The following is an 18997-nucleotide window of genomic DNA, read 5'->3' as shown; positions in this document are numbered from 1 at the left end:
CCGAAGGTCGTCGGTTCAAATCCGGCTCCCGCAACCAAACATCAAAAAAGGCTACTCGAAAGAGTGGCCTTTTTTGTGCGCGCCTGTTTTGGGGATGTATGAAAATTGTAAGACAAAAAAGTCTTTCCCCATCGCGCACTTACCGCGCACGGCCAACCGATGACAGTCAATTCACACTTATTTGACCCATTAGTTGATTAACGGTTGACACCCCGCCGCTTGGCTGTAGAATGCCGCCCACAGACGCGGGATGGAGCAGTCTGGTAGCTCGTCGGGCTCATAACCCGAAGGTCGTCGGTTCAAATCCGGCTCCCGCAACCAAACATCAAAAAAGGCTACTCGAAAGAGTGGCCTTTTTTGTATCCGGTGAAAAAGTTCTTCTGAAACAATGACATGGCATCTTTCATGAAACCGTACACGGTTTGTAGAGTCCATTTCATCGCACGCTATGCTTAATCCTCTACGACCAATGGCCGCAGTCGCCGCCCCCGGCGATACGCGTTAATATTTGTAATTATTTTGTCCATAGGGATTGGTAACTTGGCTGGATACCTCCATCCTGTCGCGCACAATCCACGAGGTGATTGATGCGCGCCAACTCGTCTGAACCACAAGACACCGTCACAGCAGAACAACCGATCACTCCCACCCGTTTGCGCTGGCTGGATCTGTTGAGCAAATACCGCCAGCCCATCGGATTGGCCGTCACCCTGTTGCTGTTTGCTATCGCCCTGATCGCTTGCCGACACTTGCTGCTGGAACTGGATCTCTACGCTCTCCACGACTCGATCCTGGAAGTGCCCAAGCCTGCCCTGCTGGGTGCGTTTGCCGCAGCGGTGGCCGGGTTCGTCATTCTGCTGGGCTACGAATTCTCCGGCGCACGCTATGCCGGGGTGAAGTTACCGGCCAAGACCCTGGCCCATGGCGGTTTCACCGCCTTTGCCATTGGCAACGCGATTGGCCTGTCGATGCTCTCCGGCGGCTCGGTGCGTTACCGCCTGTATGCTCGCCACGGTATTGGCGCTTCGGAAGTCGCCCGCATGACCGTGTTCGCCAGCCTGGCGCTCGGTTGTGCCCTGCCCCCTCTCGCCGCCCTGGCCACCTTGAGCAACCTGCCCGCCGCGGCCACGGCACTGAATTTGTCGCAAGGTTTGCTCGGCGGCGTCGCCGGTGCGGTGCTGCTGCTGTCGATCGCACTGTGCGTCGGCCTCTATCGCCGCCGCCTGCCGGAGCAACCGTTTGCCGATAACCTGCTGGTCAAGATCGGCCGCCGCACCCTGCGCCTGCCCGGCGCGCGTCTGACCTTCCTGCAACTGGTCATCACCGCACTCGACGTCGCCGCTGCCGCCACCGTCCTTTATATGCTGCTGCCGGAAGCGCCACCGTTTGGTCCGTTCCTGCTGGTGTACCTGCTGGCCCTCGCCGCCGGTGTGCTCAGCCATGTGCCGGGGGGTGTCGGGGTTTTCGAAGCCATCCTGCTCGCGGCCTTTGCCGATAAGCTCGGCGCCGCGCCGCTGGCCGCCGCTCTGCTGCTTTACCGCATGATCTACGTGGTGCTGCCCCTGCTGATCGCCTGCGTATTCCTGCTGGTCAACGAAGCCCAGCGCCTGTTCCAGACCCAGCAAAGCCTGCGGGTTGCCTCAGGCCTCGCGGCACCGGTGTTGGCCGTGCTGGTTTTTTTGTCCGGCGTGGTCCTGCTGTTTTCCGGCGCCACGCCAGAAATCGACTCACGCCTGGAAAACATCGGCTTCCTGATTCCCCACCGCCTGATTGACGCCTCGCACTTTGGCGCCAGCCTGATCGGCGTGTTGTGCCTGCTGTTGGCCCAGGGCCTGCGTCGACGCCTGTCGGCCGCCTGGATGCTGACCATGGTGCTGTTGCTGGCGGGCGCCCTGCTCTCGCTGCTCAAAGGCTTCGATTGGGAAGAAGCCAGCTTGATGACCATGACCGCGATCCTGCTGGCGATCTTCCGACGCTCGTTCTATCGCGCCAGCCGCCTCACCGAACTGCCGTTCTCGCCGCTGTACCTGGTGGCCAGCGTCTGTGTGCTCGGGGCGTCGATCTGGCTGCTGCTGTTCGCTTACCAGGACGTACCGTACAGCCATCAGCTGTGGTGGCAGTTCACCCTGGACGCCAACGCCCCCCGCGGCCTGCGCTCGCTGCTGGGTGCCGCCGTGTTGCTGGTGATCGTGTCCCTGACCTGGCTGCTGCGTACTGCGCGCCCGGTGATCCACCTGCCGACACCTGACGAACTGGAGCGCGCCAGCAAGATCCTGATGGCCTCGTCCCAGCCCGACGGCGGCCTGGCGCTGACCGGCGACAAGGCGCTGCTGTTTCATCCCAATGATGAAGCTTTCCTCATGTACGCCCGTCGTGGCCGCAGCCTGGTAGCCTTGTACGATCCGATCGGCCCGACCCAACCTCGCGCCGAAATGATCTGGCAATTCCGTGACCTATGCGACATCCACCACGCCCGCCCGGTGTTCTATCAGGTGCGTGCGGAAAACCTGCCGTACTACATGGACATCGGCCTGACCGCGATCAAACTGGGCGAAGAAGCCCGCGTCGACCTGAAACGCTTTGACCTGGAAGCCAAGGGCAAAGAGATGAAGGACCTGCGCTACACCTGGAACCGTGGTACCCGGGACGGCCTGTCCCTGGAGATCCATGAACCGGGCACCGCGCCGATGGATGAGCTCAAAGTCATTTCCGACGCCTGGCTGACCGGCAAGAACGTGCGGGAAAAGGGTTTTTCCCTGGGCCGGTTCAGCGACGACTACCTCAAGCACTTTCGCATTGCGATCATTCGCTTCGAAGGGCGCCCGGTGGCCTTCGCCAACCTGCTCGAGACGTACAACCACGACCTGGCCAGCCTCGACCTGATGCGCGCCCACCCGGACGCACCCAAGCTGACCATGGAGTTCATGATGGTCGGCCTGATTCAGCACTATAAGAGTCATGGCTACGCCCGTTTCAGCCTCGGCATGGTGCCGTTGTCGGGCCTGCAGCCACGTCGCGGCGCACCGCTGACCCAGCGCCTGGGTTCGATGGTGTTCCGCCGTGGCGAGCAACTGTATAACTTCCAAGGTTTGCGCCGCTTCAAAGACAAGTTCCAGCCCGACTGGGAACCCCGTTACATGGCCGTGCCCGCAGGACTTGATCCGCTGGTGGCACTGGCCGATACCGCCGCCCTGATCGCGGGCGGCTTGACTGGATTGGTGAAACGCTGATGATTCGACGTTCCTGGCGGTATGTATTGGCCCTGGTAGTGCTGCTCGCCCTGGTCGCGGGCGCTGGCTTTTGGTACTGGAGCCGCCCTGCCCCGCAGCCAACCCTGGAGCAATTGCCCCAGGCCGACGGTTCGGTGATCACCCGCGTAACCCCGAACGGCACGCCAAAAGCTCGCGTAGCGGTGGCCGTGATGGCCGAAGAAACCCTGACCGACAGCCAACTGATTGCCCTGAGCCAGGGTGGTAAAGCACAAATCGTCCAAGTGATCCTGCCAAAGGATGACTGCAAGTTGCAGGAACAAGCGCTGCAAGGCGCCCTGGCCCAGCTCAAAGGCCCGGCCACCCTGGTCAGCGGCATCGGCCCTGGCGCAGCCCTCGCCTGGCGCTGGCTGGCGACACAGAACGACGACAAGGCCAACGCGATCTCCGTCGGTTTCGCCCTGGTGCAGGAAGGCTGCAAGGACCCACTGCCGAAAACCTCGGCCCACGGCAACTGGCTGGTGGCCTGGAACGATAACCCTGACGATGAAAGCGCCAGTTTCGTACGCGACACACCGCGCGCTACCACCAGCATCAGCGACTACGACATTCATTACCCGCAAGTGCTGAACAACGAGCTGCGTAAGCAACTGGTGGGCTCGGACAACGGCGGCCTGGCGATCCCAGTGGTCGAAGTGCCCGCTGGCCAGGCCAAGGACACCGTGACCCTGTTCCTCTCCGGTGACGGCGGCTGGCGTGACCTGGACCGTGACGTGGCCGGTGAAATGGCCAAGATCGGCTACCCGGTGGTCGGCATCGACACGCTGCGCTACTACTGGCAGCACAAGACCCCGGAACAAAGCGCCAAGGACCTCACCGAGCTGATGCAGCACTACCGGCAGAAATGGGGCACCAAGCGCTTCGTGCTGACCGGTTACTCGTTCGGTGCCGACGTGCTGCCAGCGATCTACAACCGCATGCCGGAAAACGAACAGCAACGGGTAGATGCGATCATCCTGCTGGCATTCGCCCGTACCGGCAGCTTTGAAATCGAAGTGGAAGGCTGGCTGGGCAACGCCGGCAAGGAAGCCGCGACCGGCCCGGAAATGGCCAAGCTGCCGCCAGAGAAGGTGGTGTGCATCTACGGTGCGGAAGAAGTCGACGAGAGTGGCTGCACCGACAAAACCGCTGTAGGCGAAGCCTTGAAGCTACCCGGTGGGCATCACTTTGATGAGAACTACCCGGCGCTGGCCAAGCGCTTGGTGGACATCATCGTCAAGCACCAGGCCAAGGCCGAGTAATCCTGCGCCATACGCAAAACCCAATGTGGGAGCGGGCTTGCTCGCGAAAGCGGTAGATCAGTCACAGCAACTTTGACTGACACTCCGTATTCGCGAGCAAGCCCGCTCCCACATTTGTTTCGTGGTGTGATTAAGGTCTAGCGTGGCTCGATGTGCGCAATCATCAGTTGCACCGTTTCATTGCCCCGAAACTCATTCACATCCAGCTTGTAGGCCAGCTCCACCCACTTCACCGTCGGGTTCGGCCACACCTCACGGTCCACCCCAAACGCAATGCCATCGAGCTTCACCGACCCGCATTCGCTCTTGAGCACCACCTTCAGGTGCCGCTCCCCTACCACGCGCTGTTCCACCAACTGAAACACCCCGTGAAACAACGGCTCGGGAAAGTGCTGCCCCCACGGGCCGGCGTGGCGCAAGGCGCGGGCCAGTTCCAGGTGAAACTCTTCGACCGCCAGGGTGCCATCGGACAGCAGGCGCCCGGTGAGGTCTTCTTCGCGCAGTTGCCGACGCACTTCAGCATCAAAGGCTTCGGCAAACAGTGGGAAATGTTCCTCGGGCAATGTCAGCCCCGCCGCCATGGCGTGGCCGCCGTATTTAGCGATCAGGTTGGGATGCTGGCTCGCGACCACCGCCAGCGCGTCGCGGATGTGAAAGCCCGGTACAGAGCGCCCTGAGCCCTTGAGCAAGCCATCACCGGCATCGGCGAAGGCGATGGTCGGGCGGAAGTAGCGCTCCTTCATGCGCGACGCCAGGATGCCAATCACGCCCTGGTGCCATTCCGGGTCGAACAGGCACAAACCGTACGGCATCGACTCCACCGGCAAGTCCTTGAGCTGGGCCAGGGCCTCGCGCTGCATGCCTTGTTCGATGGATTTGCGGTCCTGGTTCATGCCATCCAGTTGCGCCGCCATTTCCCGCGCGGCGGCGAAGTCGGTGGTAAGCAGGCACTCGATGCCCAGGCTCATGTCATCCAGGCGTCCGGCTGCGTTGAGGCGTGGCCCGAGGATAAAGCCCAGGTCGGTGGAGGTGATGCGCGCCGCGTCGCGCTTGGCCACTTCGAGGATCGCCTTGATCCCTGGCCGCGCACGCCCGGCGCGGATACGCTCCAGGCCCTGGTGCACCAGGATACGGTTGTTGGCATCCAACGGCACCACGTCGGCCACACTGCCCAGGGCCACCAGGTCGAGCAACTCGCCGATGTTCGGTTGGGGTTTGTTCTCGTACCAGCCCAGGCTGCGCAAACGCGCGCGCAGGGCCATCAGCACGTAAAAGATCACCCCCACGCCGGCCAGGGCCTTGCTGGGGAACTCGCAACCTGGCTGGTTCGGGTTGACGATGGCATCCGCCGCCGGCAGCTCATCGCCCGGCAAGTGGTGGTCGGTGACCAACACTTGCAGCCCCGCCGCTTTCGCCGCCGCCACGCCTTCGACACTGGAAATGCCGTTGTCCACAGTGATCAGCAACTGCGGCTCGCGCTGCAAGGCCACGGCGACGATTTCCGGGGTCAGGCCGTAGCCGTATTCGAAGCGGTTGGGCACCAGGTAATCGACATGGGCCGCACCCAGCAAACGCAGGCCGAGGGTGCCCACGGTGCTGGCAGTGGCGCCATCGGCGTCGAAGTCGCCGACGATCAGGATGCGCTGGCGCTGTTCCAGGGCCGTCACCAGCAAATCCACCGCCGCGTCGATGCCCTTGAGCTGCTGATAGGGAATCAACCGCGCCAGGCTTTTATCCAGCTCGGCTTCGGACTGTACCCCGCGTGCGGCGTAGAGGCGGGTCAACAGCGGTGGCAGATCACCGAGAAACGGCAGGACGGCGGGCAACGGGCGGGGATCGATACGCATGGGGTGAGGAAGGCTTCTCTTCGATACAACGGTTAAACAGGAATAGTGAAAACGGCACAGGCCCTTTGTGGGAGCTGCCTGCTGCTGCAGGTTCAGCCGCGTTCGCCGACCAGCCATTGCAGCTGCACTTCGTGCTGGCCACGGTCGTCAGTCACGAACATGGTGCCTTCGCTGATCATCACGTCCCACTTGATAACGCGCGGCATGTCCTTGGCCAGGATCTCCAGGACGTCCTGCGGCACAGCTGCGATGTGCACGTTCTTCAGGTTGTTCGCCACCGGCACCACCTTGCCTTCCCACACACGCAGGCTGCCATAGGCCAGCAGGCTGGTGCGCTCGGTGCGGCGCGAGCACCAGGTCAGGCGGTCGGCATCGGGCTGGCCAACTTCGATCCAATGCAAAACCCGGTCATCCAGGCTTTTTTCCCACAGGGCTGGTTCGTCTACATCTGACAGACCACGACCGAACGACAACTGTTCGTTGTACCAGAGGGCGTAGGCCAGCAGGCGCACGGTCATGCGCTCTTCGGTTTCCGAAGGATGCCGGGCGATGGTCTGTTTGACGCTCTCGTACACCGAACGATCGAGGTCGGTGAGATTGAGTTCGAATTTGTAGGTCGTGGACGGCTGGGCCATGAACGGACTTCTAGAGACAGGGAAAGGCGGCCAGTCTAACCGATGGCGAGGCCATTCAACGAATACTGCGCTGCATCATCCTTATCCCTGGGCCGCTCGCCTATGTTAAAAGGCATCACACCACCGTCTCATGCTTGCAAGGATCCTCATGTCGTTTACCGCCAAACCACTTGCCGGGCTGAAAGTCATCGAACTGGGCACCCTGATCGCTGGCCCGTTTGCGTCACGGATCTGTGCCGAGTTCGGTGCCGAGGTGATCAAGGTCGAATCCCCGGACGGCGGCGACCCGTTGCGCAAATGGCGCAAGTTGTATGAAGGCACTTCGCTGTGGTGGTTCGTGCAGGCGCGCAACAAGCAGTCGTTGACGCTGAACCTCAAGCACCCACAGGGTTTGGCGATCCTTAAACAGTTGCTGGCCGACGCCGACATCCTTATCGAAAACTTCCGCCCCGGCGTGCTGGAGAAGCTCGGCCTGAGCTGGGAAACCTTGCATGCACTGAACCCCAAGCTGGTGATGGTGCGCCTGTCGGGGTTTGGCCAGACCGGGCCCATGAAAGACCAGCCGGGTTTTGGTGCGGTGGGCGAATCCATGGGCGGCCTGCGCTACATCACCGGCTTCGAGGACCGCCCGCCGGTGCGTACGGGGATTTCCATCGGCGACTCGATTGCCGCGCTGTGGGCGGTGATCGGCGCGTTGATGGCGCTGCGTCATCGCGAGGTGAATGGCGGGCTGGGCCAGGTGGTGGACGTGGCGCTGTATGAGGCCATCTTCGCCATGATGGAAAGCATGATCCCCGAGTTCGATGTCTTCGGATTTATCCGCGAGCGCACCGGCAACATCATGCCGGGCATTACACCGTCGTCGATCCATACCAGCGCCGATGGCAAGCACGTACAGATCGGCGCCAACGGTGATGCGATCTTCAAGCGGTTCATGCTGGCCATTGGTCGCGAAGACCTGGCCAATGATCCGCAACTGGCCAGCAATGACGGGCGCGACAGCCGCCGCGATGAGCTGTATGGCGTGATTGATCGCTGGGTCAATTCGCTTGCGCTGGATCAGGTGGTCGAAGCATTGAACAACGCCGAGGTGCCCGCCAGCCGCATCTACAGCGCCGAAGACATGCTGGGCGACCCGCAATATCTCGCCAGGGAAATGTTCCTCCAGGCCAAACTGCCCGGCGGCAAGGACTTCAAGATGCCAGGCATCGTGCCAAAACTGTCGGACACCCCAGGCAGTTGCGAATGGGTCGGGCCGCAACTGGGTGAACACAACAGCGTGGTACTCGCTGAACTGGGCTACGACCCTGCCGCCATTGTGCGTTTGCGTGAGGAAGGCGCGATCTGATGGCTCACCGGTGCAGATGCTGGTTCATCCAGTGGTGCCTCGCCTGCGCAATACTGGGTGGGCTGCCTGCAACGGCGCATGCCGAAGACACCTTGATCTGGCTGCTGCGCGACTTGCCGCCACTGACCATTTTCGAGGGGCCGGGCAAAGGCCAGGGCGCGCTGGACCAATTGTTGCCGATACTCATCGAACACTTGCCGGAGTACCGGCATCAGGTGCAGCACGTCAATCGCGCGCGTGGCATGCAGATGCTGCGCGAACCTACGTTCACCTGCGACCCGTCATTGCTGTGGACGCCAGAACGCGCCAAGTACATCGTGTTTTCCAGCCAGGCATTTGTGGTTGCCAGCAATGGCATCGCGATCCGGCACAGCCAGTTGGATGCGATGAAGCCCTACATCATCGAGGGCCAGTTTGACCTGCAGGCCTTCCTCGATGCCCACAAGACACGGGTGGGCGCGATCGCGGAGCGCAGCTACGGGCCGGTCATCGATGAGCAGCTCAAGCACGCCGATCCCCACACGCTCGCCCTTCACTACGGCAACGATGCCTTGGGCAGCCTGTTGCAAATGCAGCGCCTGGCACGCCTGGAGGCGGTACTGGGTTACTGGCCGGAGATCCGCTACCACGCCCAGCAACAGGGCATTGCCACCGACGACCTGAGCTTCTATCCCATCAAGGGCACGGCACCTTACCAACACACGCACATTGCCTGCTCGGATACACCCCTGGGTCGCCAGGCCATAGCGCGAATCAATCAAGTGCTGCGTGAGATTCCATTGGAGCAGGTGCAGCAATCGTATGCGTCGTGGCTGGACCCGGTCTTGCGCGAACGTTACCTGCGGGACAACCCGAGCTTTTTCCAGGACTTCCCGGAGCAGTGACAAATCCCGGGCAAAAAGAAACCCCGAAGAGTGGGGAGACACTTCGGGGTTAAACGTGGCCTACAAAGACCAGTACAGCAAGGCACAAACACCGGAGCACAATGTTTGCTCTTGCTGTTACGAAATCTGACCGGCCATGCCGTAGGAAGTTTCCATGATTAAACAATTCTTCATGCAACGGCGGCGCTGCGGGTCTGGGCTGCGTTGCGCAAGGCTGCAATGACCGAGGGCTCCAGGCGCCCTTCGGCAATCTTGATGTCGCGCAGCAGGCAATCCACCACATCCACCAGCACACGCTTGTCCATCAATTGGGCGCGGTCGACTTCACGCTCGACCACGATGGCGCCAGCAGGGTTCTTCACGGTTACCAGGCACTCGGCCTGCACACCAGAGGTGGTCAGCGTAACCTGATAAGGGCTCAGTGCTTCTTCGAGCAATAGGCTGATACTTTCCATCTCGATCACCACTCAATAGTTCGGGAACAATCGTTTCAACGGGAGCTGCATCTATCCTAAGTGACTGTTTGTGACGTAGGAAAGTTCGCTTTATCGTCTTTATGGGGGCGTCAGGGGTGACGGGTTCCAGCATGCGCTTGAAACATGACAGGCAAAAAACGGCGCACATAAATGCTTACGCAACAGGCTTTTATGCCGCTGTCGGCACCGTAATAGAGGTCGCACAGAAGCTATTCTCATAGCGCTCGGCCGGGCTTGCCAAAAACAAAAAACGTCGCTAATCCATGGGTATGGCTTGCCCCAATAAAAAAGCCCGTCACGAAGACGGGCTTGAGCAACCTCGCAAAGCCATTGAATCAGAGCGGCTTGCCACGATTTCCGTGCTGGCTCACAAACGTCTGCACAGCCTTCAGGTCATTGGCCAAGACTGTGCAACGTTCTTCACGTTCGAACAGGTCAGCCAAGTGCACCGGCAATTCCAGGGCCTTGCCGACACCGGCCTTCTCCACCGCTTCCGGGAATTTGACCGGATGCGCGGTGCCCAGGATCACCATCGGGATGTCCAGGCTGCGACGGCATTCGCGGGCGGCCTTCACACCAATGGCGGTGTGCGGGTCCAGCAGCTCGCCGGTCTGGGCATAGACTTCTGCGATGGTTTCGCAGGTCTGCGCGTCGTCCACGGCCAGGGAGTCGAACAGCTTGCGGGTTTCGGTCCAGCGCTCTTCATCCACACTGAAACCGCCGCCGCGCTTGAAGGTGTCCATCAAGCCGGCAATGGCCGCACCGTTGCGACCGTGCATGTCGAACAGCAGGCGTTCGAAGTTCGACGAGACCATGATGTCCATGGACGGCGACAGCGTGGCGTGCAGGGTTTCCTTGACGTACTGATTGCCGCTCATGAAGCGATGCAGGATGTCGTTTCGGTTGGTGGCGACGATCAACTGGTTGATCGGCAGGCCCATGTTGCGCGCCAGGTAGCCGGCGAAGATGTCGCCGAAGTTGCCGGTCGGCACCGAGAACGACACGGAGCGGGCCGGGCCACCCAGCTGTAGCGAGGCGTGGAAGTAATAGACGATCTGGGCCATGATCCGCGCCCAGTTGATCGAGTTCACCGCCACCAGGCGTGTGCCCTTCAGGAAGCTCTGGTCGGCGAAGCTGTTCTTGACCATTTCCTGGCAGTCATCGAAGTTGCCTTCGATGGCGATGTTATGGATGTTCTCGCCGAAGATGGTGGTCATCTGCCGACGCTGCACTTCCGACACACGCTTGTGCGGGTGCAGGATAAAGATGTCGACGTTTTCGCAGTGCTTGCAGCCTTCGATGGCCGCCGAACCGGTATCACCGGAGGTGGCGCCGATGATCACCACACGCTCGCCGCGCTTTTGCAGCACGTAGTCCAGCAGGCGACCCAGCAGTTGCAGTGCGAAGTCCTTGAACGCCAGGGTGGGGCCGTGGAACAGCTCCAGGACCCATTCGTTGCCGTTCAGTTGACGCAGAGGGGCGATAGCGTTGTGGGAAAACACGCCGTACGTCTCTTCCAGAATCTTCTTGAAATCCGCGTCCGGAATGCTGCCGGTGACGAACGGGCGCATCACCCGGAACGCCAGCTCGTGGTACGGCAGGCCGGCCCACGAGGCGATTTCTTCCTGGGTGAAGCGTGGCAGGTTTTCCGGCACGTACAGGCCGCCGTCGGTGGCAAGGCCTGCCAGCAGGACATCTTCGAAATTCAGGGCCGGTGCCTGGCCGCGGGTGCTGATGTAACGCATGACTGGCTCCTCTAAAACATTCTCGAACAGAGGCCGCCGCACGTACGGGGCCCCTGGAACAAATCGGTTAGTTCAAGTGTTCGACGCGGATGCGCACCACCGGGCCGACCACGCCTTGCAGGGCTTCCAGGGCGGTGATGGCATCGTTGATGTGCTGCTCGAGCACGCGGTGGGTCAGCAGGATCATCGGCACCTGGCCGTTTTGCTCCTCGACTTCCTTCTGCATGATCGACTCTATATTGATACCGCGCTCCGACAGGATGCTCGCGACCTGAGCCAGTACGCCCGGGTGATCCTGGGCCTGGATACGCAGGTAGTAGGCGCTTTCGCAGGCTTCGATCGGCAGGATCGGGTGGGCCGACAGCGAATCCGGCTGGAAGGCCAGGTGCGGTACGCGGTTTTCCGGGTCGCTGGTCATGGCACGCACCACGTCCACCAGGTCGGCGATCACCGACGAAGCGGTTGGCTCCATACCGGCACCGGCGCCGTAGAACAGCGTGGAGCCGGCGGCGTCACCGTTGACCATCACGGCGTTCATCACGCCATTGACGTTGGCGATCAGGCGGTCCGCAGGGATCAGCGTCGGGTGCACACGCAGCTCGATACCGGCCGGGGTGCTGCGCGCAACGCCCAGGTGCTTGATGCGGTAGCCCAGGGCTTCGGCGTAGTTCACATCCGCGGTGGTCAGTTTGGTGATGCCTTCGGTGTAGGCCTTGTCGAACTGCAGCGGGATACCAAAGGCGATGGACGCCAGGATGGTCAGCTTGTGCGCGGCGTCGATGCCTTCCACGTCGAAGGTCGGGTCGGCTTCGGCGTAACCCAGGGCCTGGGCTTCGGCCAGCACGTCTTCGAAGGTGCGGCCCTTCTCGCGCATTTCGGTGAGGATGAAGTTACCGGTGCCGTTGATGATGCCGGCCACCCAGTTGATACGGTTGGCGGACAGGCCTTCCCGGATCGCCTTGATCACCGGGATACCACCGGCCACCGCGGCTTCGAACGCCACGATCACGCCCTTCTCGCGCGCCTTGGCGAAGATCTCGTTGCCGTGCACGGCGATCAGCGCCTTGTTGGCGGTGACCACGTGCTTGCCGTTCTCGATGGCCTTGAGCACCAGCTCGCGGGCCACGGTGTAGCCGCCGACCAGCTCAATGACGATATCGATCTCAGGGTTGGTGGCAACGGCGAAGACATCGTTGGTAATCGCAATACCGGTCGTTTCGAACTGAGGCTTTGGCGAACGCGTGGCAATTTGCGCCACTTCAATCCCGCGACCTGCACGGCGGGAAATTTCTTCAGCATTACGCTGAAGTACGTTGAAGGTGCCGCCACCGACGGTCCCTAACCCACAGATGCCTACTTTGACCGGTTTCACTGAAGAACTCCCCATGAAACGGCCGACGCTAGGTCGGCCGTGGAAAACAGCCGCACGACTGCGGCTTGCAATTAACGACTCGCCGACGTGTCAGCGCGCCTTGATCGTCGACGTTTCGACGATACTGATTTATTTGGCACCGAGCGCCAGTTTGGCAACTTGTGGTGCTGGCTGGTAGCCCGGAATCACTTGGCCGTCGGCCAAAACGATGGCCGGCGTACCGTTCACACCGATGGACTGGCCCAAGGCGAATTGCTTGGAAACCGGATTGGCGCATTTGGCCGCCTTGATTTCCTTGCCGTCGACCATCTTGTCCATGGCCGCTTTCTTGTCGGCCGAGCACCACACCGCTTGCAACTGCTCGTCACCCGGCGAACCCAGGCCCTGGCGCGGGAACGCTACGTAGCGTACTTCCACGCCGAGCTTGTTCAGCGCAGGCACTTCGGCGTGCAGCTTGTGGCAATACGGGCAGGTAGTGTCGGTGAACACGGTGATATGGGTCTTGGTCTCGCCGATAGCCGGGTACACCACAGTCTCGGCCACCGGAATGCCATTGATCAGCTTGGAAACACCCAGGCGTTCGGCTTTTTCAGTCAGGTTGACCGGCTTGCCATCCTTCAACTGGAACAGGTAGCCCTGGACGATGTACTGGCCGTCGGCGCTGGCGTACAGCACGCGGCTGCCCTTGAGCTTGACTTCATACAGGCCGGCCATCGGGCTGGCGCTGATGCTTTCGATCGGGGTATCGAGCTGCAGGTTGGCCAGGCTCTTGCGGATGGTCTGCTCGGCAGCGTCATCGGCGAAGGCAAAGGTGGAAACCAACGCAATGGCTGCGGCGGCAATAATCTGGGTCAAGCGCATGGGAACTCCTGAAGGCAGATGCAGGGACGGGAGCAGTAGCACCGATGTGGAAACTCGGGCATGGGCCGTCCCCTTTGCTAACCGGCAAAGCCTACCACAGTTGGGCCGCAGGGCAGCCCGTGACGGGATAAATTGGCGGTTTTCAGCCTCGCGGGTGGTGCTTGGCGTGCATATCCTGCAAACGTGCGCGTGCCACATGGGTGTAGATCTGGGTGGTGGATAAGTCGCTGTGGCCGAGCAGCATCTGGACCACACGCAAATCCGCCCCGTGGTTGAGCAAATGCGTGGCGAATGCATGGCGCAACGTGTGGGGCGACAGCGTCTTGCCGATCCCGGCAACCCTGGCCTGGTGCTTGATGCGGTGCCAGAAGGTCTGGCGGGTCATCTGCTCGCCACGCAGGCTGGGGAACAGCACATCGCTGGGGCGCCCGCCGAGCAGTTCGCCGCGGGCGTCGCGCATATAGCGCTCGACCCACACAATCGCCTCCTCGCCCATCGGCACCAGCCGCTCCTTGCTGCCCTTGCCCATCACCCGCAACACGCCCTGGCGCAGGTTCACTTGCTCCAGGGTCAGGCTGATCAGCTCAGTCACCCGCAGGCCGCAGGCGTACAGCACTTCGAGCATGGCGCGGTCGCGCTGGCCGATGGCTTCACTCAGGTCCGGGGCGGCGAGCAAGGCCTCCACGTCAGCTTCCGACAGGGATTTGGGCAATGGCCTGCCAAGTTGGGGCATATCGACTTGCAGGGTGGGGTCGAGGGCGATCAGCTTTTCCCGCAGCAGATAGCGATAAAAACCACGCACACCGGAGAGGAATCGCGCAGTGGAACGTGGCTTGTAGTTCTGTTCCAGGCGCCAGGCCAGGTGGTCGAGGATCAGCTCGCGGCCGGCGTTGAGCAGTTCGAGATTTTTTTCCTGTAGCCAGCCATTGAACAGGGCCAGGTCGCTGCGGTAAGCCTGGCGGGTGTTGTCCGACAGGCCTTTTTCCAACCAAAGGGCATCGAGGAAGCGGTCGATCAAGGGGTGGTCAATGGCGGGCATGGGGGCTCAGGTGGATTACTGGAGTGTCTGTCAGATCCTATCGCAGGCAAGCCAGCTCCCACAGGGTTTTGTGTTGGGCCACTGATTTGCATCCAACACCGATCAAATGTGGGAGCAGGCTTGCCTGCGCAGGCCGCGACGCGGTTCCAGATCAGTCTACAAACCCAGGCAGCACTGGCACTGGTCGCTTATCGGCATCAATGGCCACAAAACTGAACACACCCTGGATCGCCTTTTCGCGACCATCAGCACTCATGCTCTCGACGAACACTTCCACCTCGACCTTGAGGCTGGTGTTACCGACTTTGATCACGCGACCGATCAACTCAACGATGGAACCCGCCGGGATCGCGTGGTTGAAGTCGATACGGTCGGTGGAGACCGTGACCAGTGGGAGACGGCAGAAACGGGTGGCCGTGATGAACGACACTTCATCCATCCACGCCAAGGCGGTGCCACCGAACAACGTATTGTGGTGATTGGTGGTCGGCGGGAACACGGCCTTGGTCACATGGGTGACGGACAGGTCGGTGCGGCGCTGGATTTCTTCAAGGCGGGAGGTCATGGACAAATACCGGCAAATAGACAAATTTCAGGCACAAAAAAGCAGCCCGTAGGCTGCTTTTTTCTGCATCGGGAAGCTGGACTTAAGCCAGTTTTTCCTTGATGCGAGCTGCTTTACCGGACAGGTCACGCAGGTAGTACAGCTTGGCTTTACGTACGTCACCGCGACGCTTGACGGCCATGCTGTCGATTTGCGGGCTGTAGGTCTGGAAAGTACGCTCTACGCCAACACCGTTGGAGATTTTACGAACAGTGAAAGCACTGTTCACACCACGGTTACGCTTGGCGATTACCACGCCTTCGAACGCTTGCAGACGCGAACGGTCGCCTTCCTTCACTTTCACCTGAACGACAATGGTGTCGCCCGGGGCAAAGGTAGGGATCTCTTTGGTCATCTGCTCTGCTTCGAGTGCAAGGATGATTTTGTTAGTCATGCTGTGCTCCTAAGGTAAGTCAATGGACCTACCATCGATACGTTGTTAACTATCGTCCCGCGCGAGGATGTATTCCTCGAGCAGCTTCTTCTCTTCTCCAGAAAGCGAGCGGCTTTCCAGAAGATCGGCGCGTCGTTCATAGGTCCGACCAAGGGACTGCTGTAAACGCCAACGCCGGATGTGTGCGTGATTGCCACTTAGCAATACGTCGGGAACACGCTGATCCGCATACACCTCCGGTCGGGTGTAGTGCGGGCAATCCAGCAAACCATCCGTGAAGGAATCTTCCTCCGCGGAGTCCGCATGCCCTAAAGCTCCAGGCAGCAGTCGTGTAACCGCATCTATCAGGACCATCGCCGGCAGCTCGCCGCCAGACAGGACATAGTCCCCAATCGACCACTCTTCATCGACATGAGCCTCTATAAAGCGCTCGTCAATGCCTTCATAGCGACCGGCAATCAGGATCAGTGCTTCCTCATTCGCCATGTCGCGTACCGCAGCCTGTTTCAGCTGACGGCCTTGAGGGGACAGGTAAATCACCTTCGCCTTCTCCCCCGCTGCAGCCTTGGCCTGGGCCAATGCGTCTTCCAGGGGCTTGATCTTCATCACCATGCCCGGGCCACCGCCAAATGGGCGATCGTCCACAGTGTGATGTCGATCCGTCGTGTAGTCTCGCGGGTTCCAACAGGTGAGCTGCAACAGCCCCTGTTTCACCGCCCGACTGGTGATGCCGTACTCGCTGATGGCGGAAAACATCTCGGGAAACAAACTGATCACTTCAATGCGCAGATTAGCCACGCTTAGAAGTCCGCATCCCATTCCACCTTCATCTCGCCCGCTGCCAGGTCGACGGCCAACACGCATTGCTCGGTATACGGCAACAGGCGTTCGCGATCATCCAGGCTGCCAGCGCAAGGCTTGACCACCATTACATCATTGGCGCCGGTTTCCAGAAGATGATCGATTTTCCCGAGCAATTGCCCGAGTTGATCAACAACCTTCAGACCTTCCAGCTGGTACCAGTAGTACTCGCCGTCGGTCAATTCAGGGAACAGGTTACGCGGCACGCAGATCTCATAACCGGCCAGAAGACGAGCTTCTTCACGATCATCAAGACCCTTGAGCTTTGCGACCAGGAACTTGTCGCTCCCGCGTCCACTGACCAGCTCGACCTGTTTCACACTACCTTCGCGCTTGAGCGTCCAGGTTTTGTACTGCAACAGGTTTTCAGTCGGATCAGTAAAGGAATACACCTTCACTTCGCCGCGAACGCCATGAACAGAGTAAATCTTGCCGATAACGATCAAATCATCAGCAAAAGCTGGCGTCGCGTTCATATTGCTCAGGCTGCGGCCTTAGCCGAGTCCTTCAGCAGCTGAGCAACACGCTCAGATGGTTGTGCACCAACGCTCAGCCAGTAGGCTACGCGCTCTTGGTTCACGGACAGACGGACTTCTTGACCACGAGCAACCGGGTTGAAGAAGCCAACTTGTTCCTTGTGAGAGCCGTCACGTGGGTTGCGGCTGTCAGTTACGGTCAAGTGGTAAAACGGGCGCTTTTTGGAGCCGCCAAGGGCAAGACGGATTGTTAGCATGTGAACATCGTTCCTGTAGTCGGTGCTGCAAATCTAAATGCACAGCGGGCATAGGTGCCCGAAAGGCCGCATATTCTAAGGAATATCCGGACTTTTGCAAATGTCTTTTTCTGGCGCCTATAGGCGTGCCATTCAGATCTGCTATAGAGCCGTCGATTAAAACGGCGAGTCAGCCCCCGCCAACGGCGGGTTTGCTGGAGATCCCACATCCCTGTGGGTCGGAGCAGGAGCCAGGCTCCCGCTCGAATTCTTTACATTTTCGGCATGCCGCCACCGGGCAACATACCGCCCATGCCGCGCATCATCTTGGCCATACCGCCCTTGGCGGAGAATTTCTTCATCATCTTCTGCATCTGCTTGTGCTGCTTGATCAAGCGACCGATGTCCTGCACCTGGGTGCCGGAACCCATGGCGATCCGACGCTTGCGCGAACCGCTGATCAGCTCAGGGTCGCGGCGCTCGGCCGGGGTCATGGAGTTGATGATGGCTTCCATCTGCTTGAACTGCTTCTCTGCCGCGCCCTGGGCATTGCCCATTTGCGCCAGGTTCACACCGCCGATGTTTGGCAGCTTGTCCATCAGGCCGCCGAGGCCGCCCATGTTCTTCATTTGTTGCAGCTGGTCGCGGAAGTCTTCGAGGTCGAAGCCCTTGCCCTTCTTCAGCTTCTTGGCCAGTTTGTCGGCCTTGTCCTTGTCGAGCGTGGCCTCGGCCTGTTCGATCAGGCTGAGCACGTCGCCCATGCCGAGGATACGCGAAGCGATACGCTCCGGATGGAACGGTTCGAGCGCCTCGCTCTTCTCGCCCATACCGATGAACTTGATCGGCTTGCCAGTAATGGCACGCACCGACAGCGCGGCACCGCCACGGGCGTCGCCGTCGACCTTGGTCAGGATCACGCCGGTCAGCGGCAGTGCGTCACCGAAGGCCTTGGCGGTGTTGGCCGCATCCTGGCCGGTCATGGCGTCGACCACGAACAGCGTCTCGACCGGGTTGATCGCAGCGTGCAACGCCTTGATCTCGCCCATCATCTCTTCGTCGATGTGCAAGCGACCGGCGGTATCGACGATGACCACGTCGATGAATTTCAGCCTGGCTTCTTTAATAGCCGCGTTGGCGATGTCGACCGGCTTCTGGCTCAGGTCGGACGGGAAGAAGGTCACGCCCACTTCGCCCGCAAGCATTTCCAGCTGCTTGATCGCCGCCGGACGGTATACGTCGGCCGACACGACCATCACGGACTTCTTCTTGCGCTCTTTAAGGAAACGCGCCAGCTTGCCGGCAGTGGTGGTCTTACCCGCACCTTGCAGGCCCGCCATCAGCACGACAGCCGGTGGCACGGCGCTGAGGTTCAGGTCTTCGTTGGCCGCGCCCATCAGGCTTTCGAGTTCAGCCTGGACGATTTTTACAAACGCCTGGCCCGGAGTCAGGCTGCGGGACACTTCAGTGCCGACCGCGCGCTCCTTGACCGAGTTGACGAAGTCCTTGACCACAGGCAACGCCACGTCGGCTTCCAGCAACGCCATGCGCACTTCGCGCAGGGTGTCTTTAATATTGTCCTCGGTCAGCTTGGCCTTGCCGGTTACGTGGCGCAGCGTCTGCGAGAGACGGTCAGTCAAGTTTTCAAACATGCGCGATCCTTTCAGGCCCTATTCAGCGAAGTGCATTGGTAGACCGAGGTCATGACGGCC

General features: G+C 60.5%; 17 protein-coding genes and 1 tRNA gene. 5 read left to right on the top strand and 13 right to left on the bottom strand.

All coding sequences use genetic code 11. From position 1 onward, the window contains the following. Nucleotides 1-244 precede the first annotated feature (244 nt). The 3 genes from OPU96_RS19705 (at nucleotide 245) to OPU96_RS19695 (ending at nucleotide 4510) form a co-directional block, all read left to right on the top strand. Nucleotides 245-321: transfer RNA gene (locus OPU96_RS19705), tRNA-Met, on the top strand. A gap of 266 nt (nucleotides 322-587) precedes the next feature. Next, the gene (mprF, locus tag OPU96_RS19700) at nucleotides 588-3230 is read left to right on the top strand and encodes a bifunctional lysylphosphatidylglycerol flippase/synthetase MprF (RefSeq protein ID WP_226456292.1); all 2643 of its coding nucleotides are present in this window, start codon (nucleotides 588-590) and stop codon (nucleotides 3228-3230) included. Continuing rightward, on the top strand, nucleotides 3230-4510 hold the full coding sequence (locus OPU96_RS19695; RefSeq protein WP_226456293.1) for a virulence factor family protein: 1281 nt from the start codon (nucleotides 3230-3232) through the stop codon (nucleotides 4508-4510). The genes mprF and OPU96_RS19695 overlap by 1 nt, the downstream gene beginning before the upstream one ends. A gap of 137 nt (nucleotides 4511-4647) precedes the next feature. On the opposite strand, the gene recJ is transcribed toward OPU96_RS19695, so the two are convergent. Next, nucleotides 4648-6357, bottom strand: coding sequence for a single-stranded-DNA-specific exonuclease RecJ (gene recJ, locus OPU96_RS19690; RefSeq protein ID WP_498559535.1), 1710 nt, complete (start codon nucleotides 6355-6357; stop codon nucleotides 4648-4650). Between the two features lie 92 nt (nucleotides 6358-6449). Then, nucleotides 6450-6992: a YaeQ family protein gene (locus OPU96_RS19685; RefSeq protein ID WP_192299515.1), complete on the bottom strand. Its 543-nt coding sequence runs from the start codon at nucleotides 6990-6992 to the stop codon at nucleotides 6450-6452. Between the two features lie 148 nt (nucleotides 6993-7140). Here OPU96_RS19685 and OPU96_RS19680 point away from each other — a divergent pair, with 148 nt between their 5' ends. Both OPU96_RS19680 and OPU96_RS19675 read left to right on the top strand, forming a co-directional pair. Continuing rightward, a complete protein-coding gene (locus OPU96_RS19680; RefSeq protein ID WP_498559534.1) occupies nucleotides 7141-8340 on the top strand; it encodes a CaiB/BaiF CoA transferase family protein in 1200 nt (399 codons plus the stop codon). After that, nucleotides 8340-9224, top strand: coding sequence for a TIGR02285 family protein (locus OPU96_RS19675; protein ID WP_498559533.1), 885 nt, complete (start codon nucleotides 8340-8342; stop codon nucleotides 9222-9224). The genes OPU96_RS19680 and OPU96_RS19675 overlap by 1 nt, the downstream gene beginning before the upstream one ends. A gap of 170 nt (nucleotides 9225-9394) precedes the next feature. On the opposite strand, the gene OPU96_RS19670 is transcribed toward OPU96_RS19675, so the two are convergent. The 11 genes from OPU96_RS19670 to ffh all read right to left on the bottom strand — a co-directional run bounded on the left by OPU96_RS19670 (nucleotide 9395) and on the right by ffh (nucleotide 18937). Beyond that, the gene (locus OPU96_RS19670; protein WP_192299518.1) at nucleotides 9395-9679 is read right to left on the bottom strand and encodes a DUF3509 domain-containing protein; all 285 of its coding nucleotides are present in this window, start codon (nucleotides 9677-9679) and stop codon (nucleotides 9395-9397) included. Nucleotides 9680-10035: 356 nt separating this feature from the next. Beyond that, nucleotides 10036-11445, bottom strand: coding sequence for a threonine synthase (thrC, locus tag OPU96_RS19665; protein WP_192299519.1), 1410 nt, complete (start codon nucleotides 11443-11445; stop codon nucleotides 10036-10038). 67 nt (nucleotides 11446-11512) lie between these two features. Continuing rightward, nucleotides 11513-12817 carry a homoserine dehydrogenase gene (locus OPU96_RS19660; RefSeq protein ID WP_192299520.1) on the bottom strand — a complete coding sequence of 435 codons (1305 nt, stop codon included), beginning with the start codon at nucleotides 12815-12817 and terminating at the stop codon, nucleotides 11513-11515. A gap of 129 nt (nucleotides 12818-12946) precedes the next feature. Next, nucleotides 12947-13678: a thioredoxin fold domain-containing protein gene (locus OPU96_RS19655; protein ID WP_124525023.1), complete on the bottom strand. Its 732-nt coding sequence runs from the start codon at nucleotides 13676-13678 to the stop codon at nucleotides 12947-12949. A gap of 142 nt (nucleotides 13679-13820) precedes the next feature. Continuing rightward, a complete protein-coding gene (gene xerD, locus OPU96_RS19650; RefSeq protein ID WP_192299521.1) occupies nucleotides 13821-14717 on the bottom strand; it encodes a site-specific tyrosine recombinase XerD in 897 nt (298 codons plus the stop codon). A gap of 151 nt (nucleotides 14718-14868) precedes the next feature. After that, nucleotides 14869-15282, bottom strand: a complete 414-nt coding sequence (locus OPU96_RS19645; protein ID WP_192299522.1) for an acyl-CoA thioesterase — start codon at nucleotides 15280-15282, stop codon at nucleotides 14869-14871. An 82-nt stretch (nucleotides 15283-15364) separates the two neighbouring features. Beyond that, nucleotides 15365-15715, bottom strand: a complete 351-nt coding sequence (gene rplS, locus OPU96_RS19640; RefSeq protein ID WP_003175895.1) for a 50S ribosomal protein L19 — start codon at nucleotides 15713-15715, stop codon at nucleotides 15365-15367. Nucleotides 15716-15760: 45 nt separating this feature from the next. Further along, nucleotides 15761-16534, bottom strand: a complete 774-nt coding sequence (gene trmD / locus OPU96_RS19635) for a tRNA (guanosine(37)-N1)-methyltransferase TrmD (RefSeq protein ID WP_192299523.1) — start codon at nucleotides 16532-16534, stop codon at nucleotides 15761-15763. Beyond that, nucleotides 16516-17052, bottom strand: coding sequence for a ribosome maturation factor RimM (gene rimM, locus OPU96_RS19630; RefSeq protein WP_498559532.1), 537 nt, complete (start codon nucleotides 17050-17052; stop codon nucleotides 16516-16518). Before rimM ends, trmD begins: the two co-directional genes overlap by 19 nt. Before the next feature lie 5 nt (nucleotides 17053-17057). Then, a complete protein-coding gene (rpsP, locus tag OPU96_RS19625) occupies nucleotides 17058-17309 on the bottom strand; it encodes a 30S ribosomal protein S16 (protein ID WP_045059142.1) in 252 nt (83 codons plus the stop codon). A gap of 251 nt (nucleotides 17310-17560) precedes the next feature. After that, entirely contained in the window at nucleotides 17561-18937 is a 1377-nt protein-coding gene (ffh, locus tag OPU96_RS19620; RefSeq protein ID WP_003175900.1) for a signal recognition particle protein, read from the bottom strand. Nucleotides 18938-18997 lie beyond the last annotated feature (60 nt).

It is taken from the genome of Pseudomonas sp. RP-B7 (assembly GCF_059803535.1).
The sequence above is the reverse complement of the archived record's forward strand: the minus strand, read 5'-3'. Positions and strand labels throughout refer to the sequence as shown.

Bases quoted from the DNA above. Each gene is read 5' to 3' on its own strand.
- mprF (WP_226456292.1), top strand. From the start codon at position 588: ATGCGCGCCAACTCGTCTGAACCACAAGACACCGTCACAGCAGAACAA.
- OPU96_RS19695 (WP_226456293.1), top strand. From the start codon at position 3,230: ATGATTCGACGTTCCTGGCGGTATGTATTGGCCCTGGTAGTGCTGCTC.
- recJ (WP_498559535.1), bottom strand. From the start codon at position 6,357: ATGCGTATCGATCCCCGCCCGTTGCCCGCCGTCCTGCCGTTTCTCGGT.
- OPU96_RS19685 (WP_192299515.1), bottom strand. From the start codon at position 6,992: ATGGCCCAGCCGTCCACGACCTACAAATTCGAACTCAATCTCACCGAC.
- OPU96_RS19680 (WP_498559534.1), top strand. From the start codon at position 7,141: ATGTCGTTTACCGCCAAACCACTTGCCGGGCTGAAAGTCATCGAACTG.
- OPU96_RS19675 (WP_498559533.1), top strand. From the start codon at position 8,340: ATGGCTCACCGGTGCAGATGCTGGTTCATCCAGTGGTGCCTCGCCTGC.
- OPU96_RS19670 (WP_192299518.1), bottom strand. From the start codon at position 9,679: ATGGAAAGTATCAGCCTATTGCTCGAAGAAGCACTGAGCCCTTATCAG.
- thrC (WP_192299519.1), bottom strand. From the start codon at position 11,445: ATGCGTTACATCAGCACCCGCGGCCAGGCACCGGCCCTGAATTTCGAA.
- OPU96_RS19655 (WP_124525023.1), bottom strand. From the start codon at position 13,678: ATGCGCTTGACCCAGATTATTGCCGCCGCAGCCATTGCGTTGGTTTCC.
- xerD (WP_192299521.1), bottom strand. From the start codon at position 14,717: ATGCCCGCCATTGACCACCCCTTGATCGACCGCTTCCTCGATGCCCTT.
- OPU96_RS19645 (WP_192299522.1), bottom strand. From the start codon at position 15,282: ATGACCTCCCGCCTTGAAGAAATCCAGCGCCGCACCGACCTGTCCGTC.
- rplS (WP_003175895.1), bottom strand. From the start codon at position 15,715: ATGACTAACAAAATCATCCTTGCACTCGAAGCAGAGCAGATGACCAAA.
- trmD (WP_192299523.1), bottom strand. From the start codon at position 16,534: ATGGGATGCGGACTTCTAAGCGTGGCTAATCTGCGCATTGAAGTGATC.
- rimM (WP_498559532.1), bottom strand. From the start codon at position 17,052: ATGAACGCGACGCCAGCTTTTGCTGATGATTTGATCGTTATCGGCAAG.
- rpsP (WP_045059142.1), bottom strand. From the start codon at position 17,309: ATGCTAACAATCCGTCTTGCCCTTGGCGGCTCCAAAAAGCGCCCGTTT.
- ffh (WP_003175900.1), bottom strand. From the start codon at position 18,937: ATGTTTGAAAACTTGACTGACCGTCTCTCGCAGACGCTGCGCCACGTA.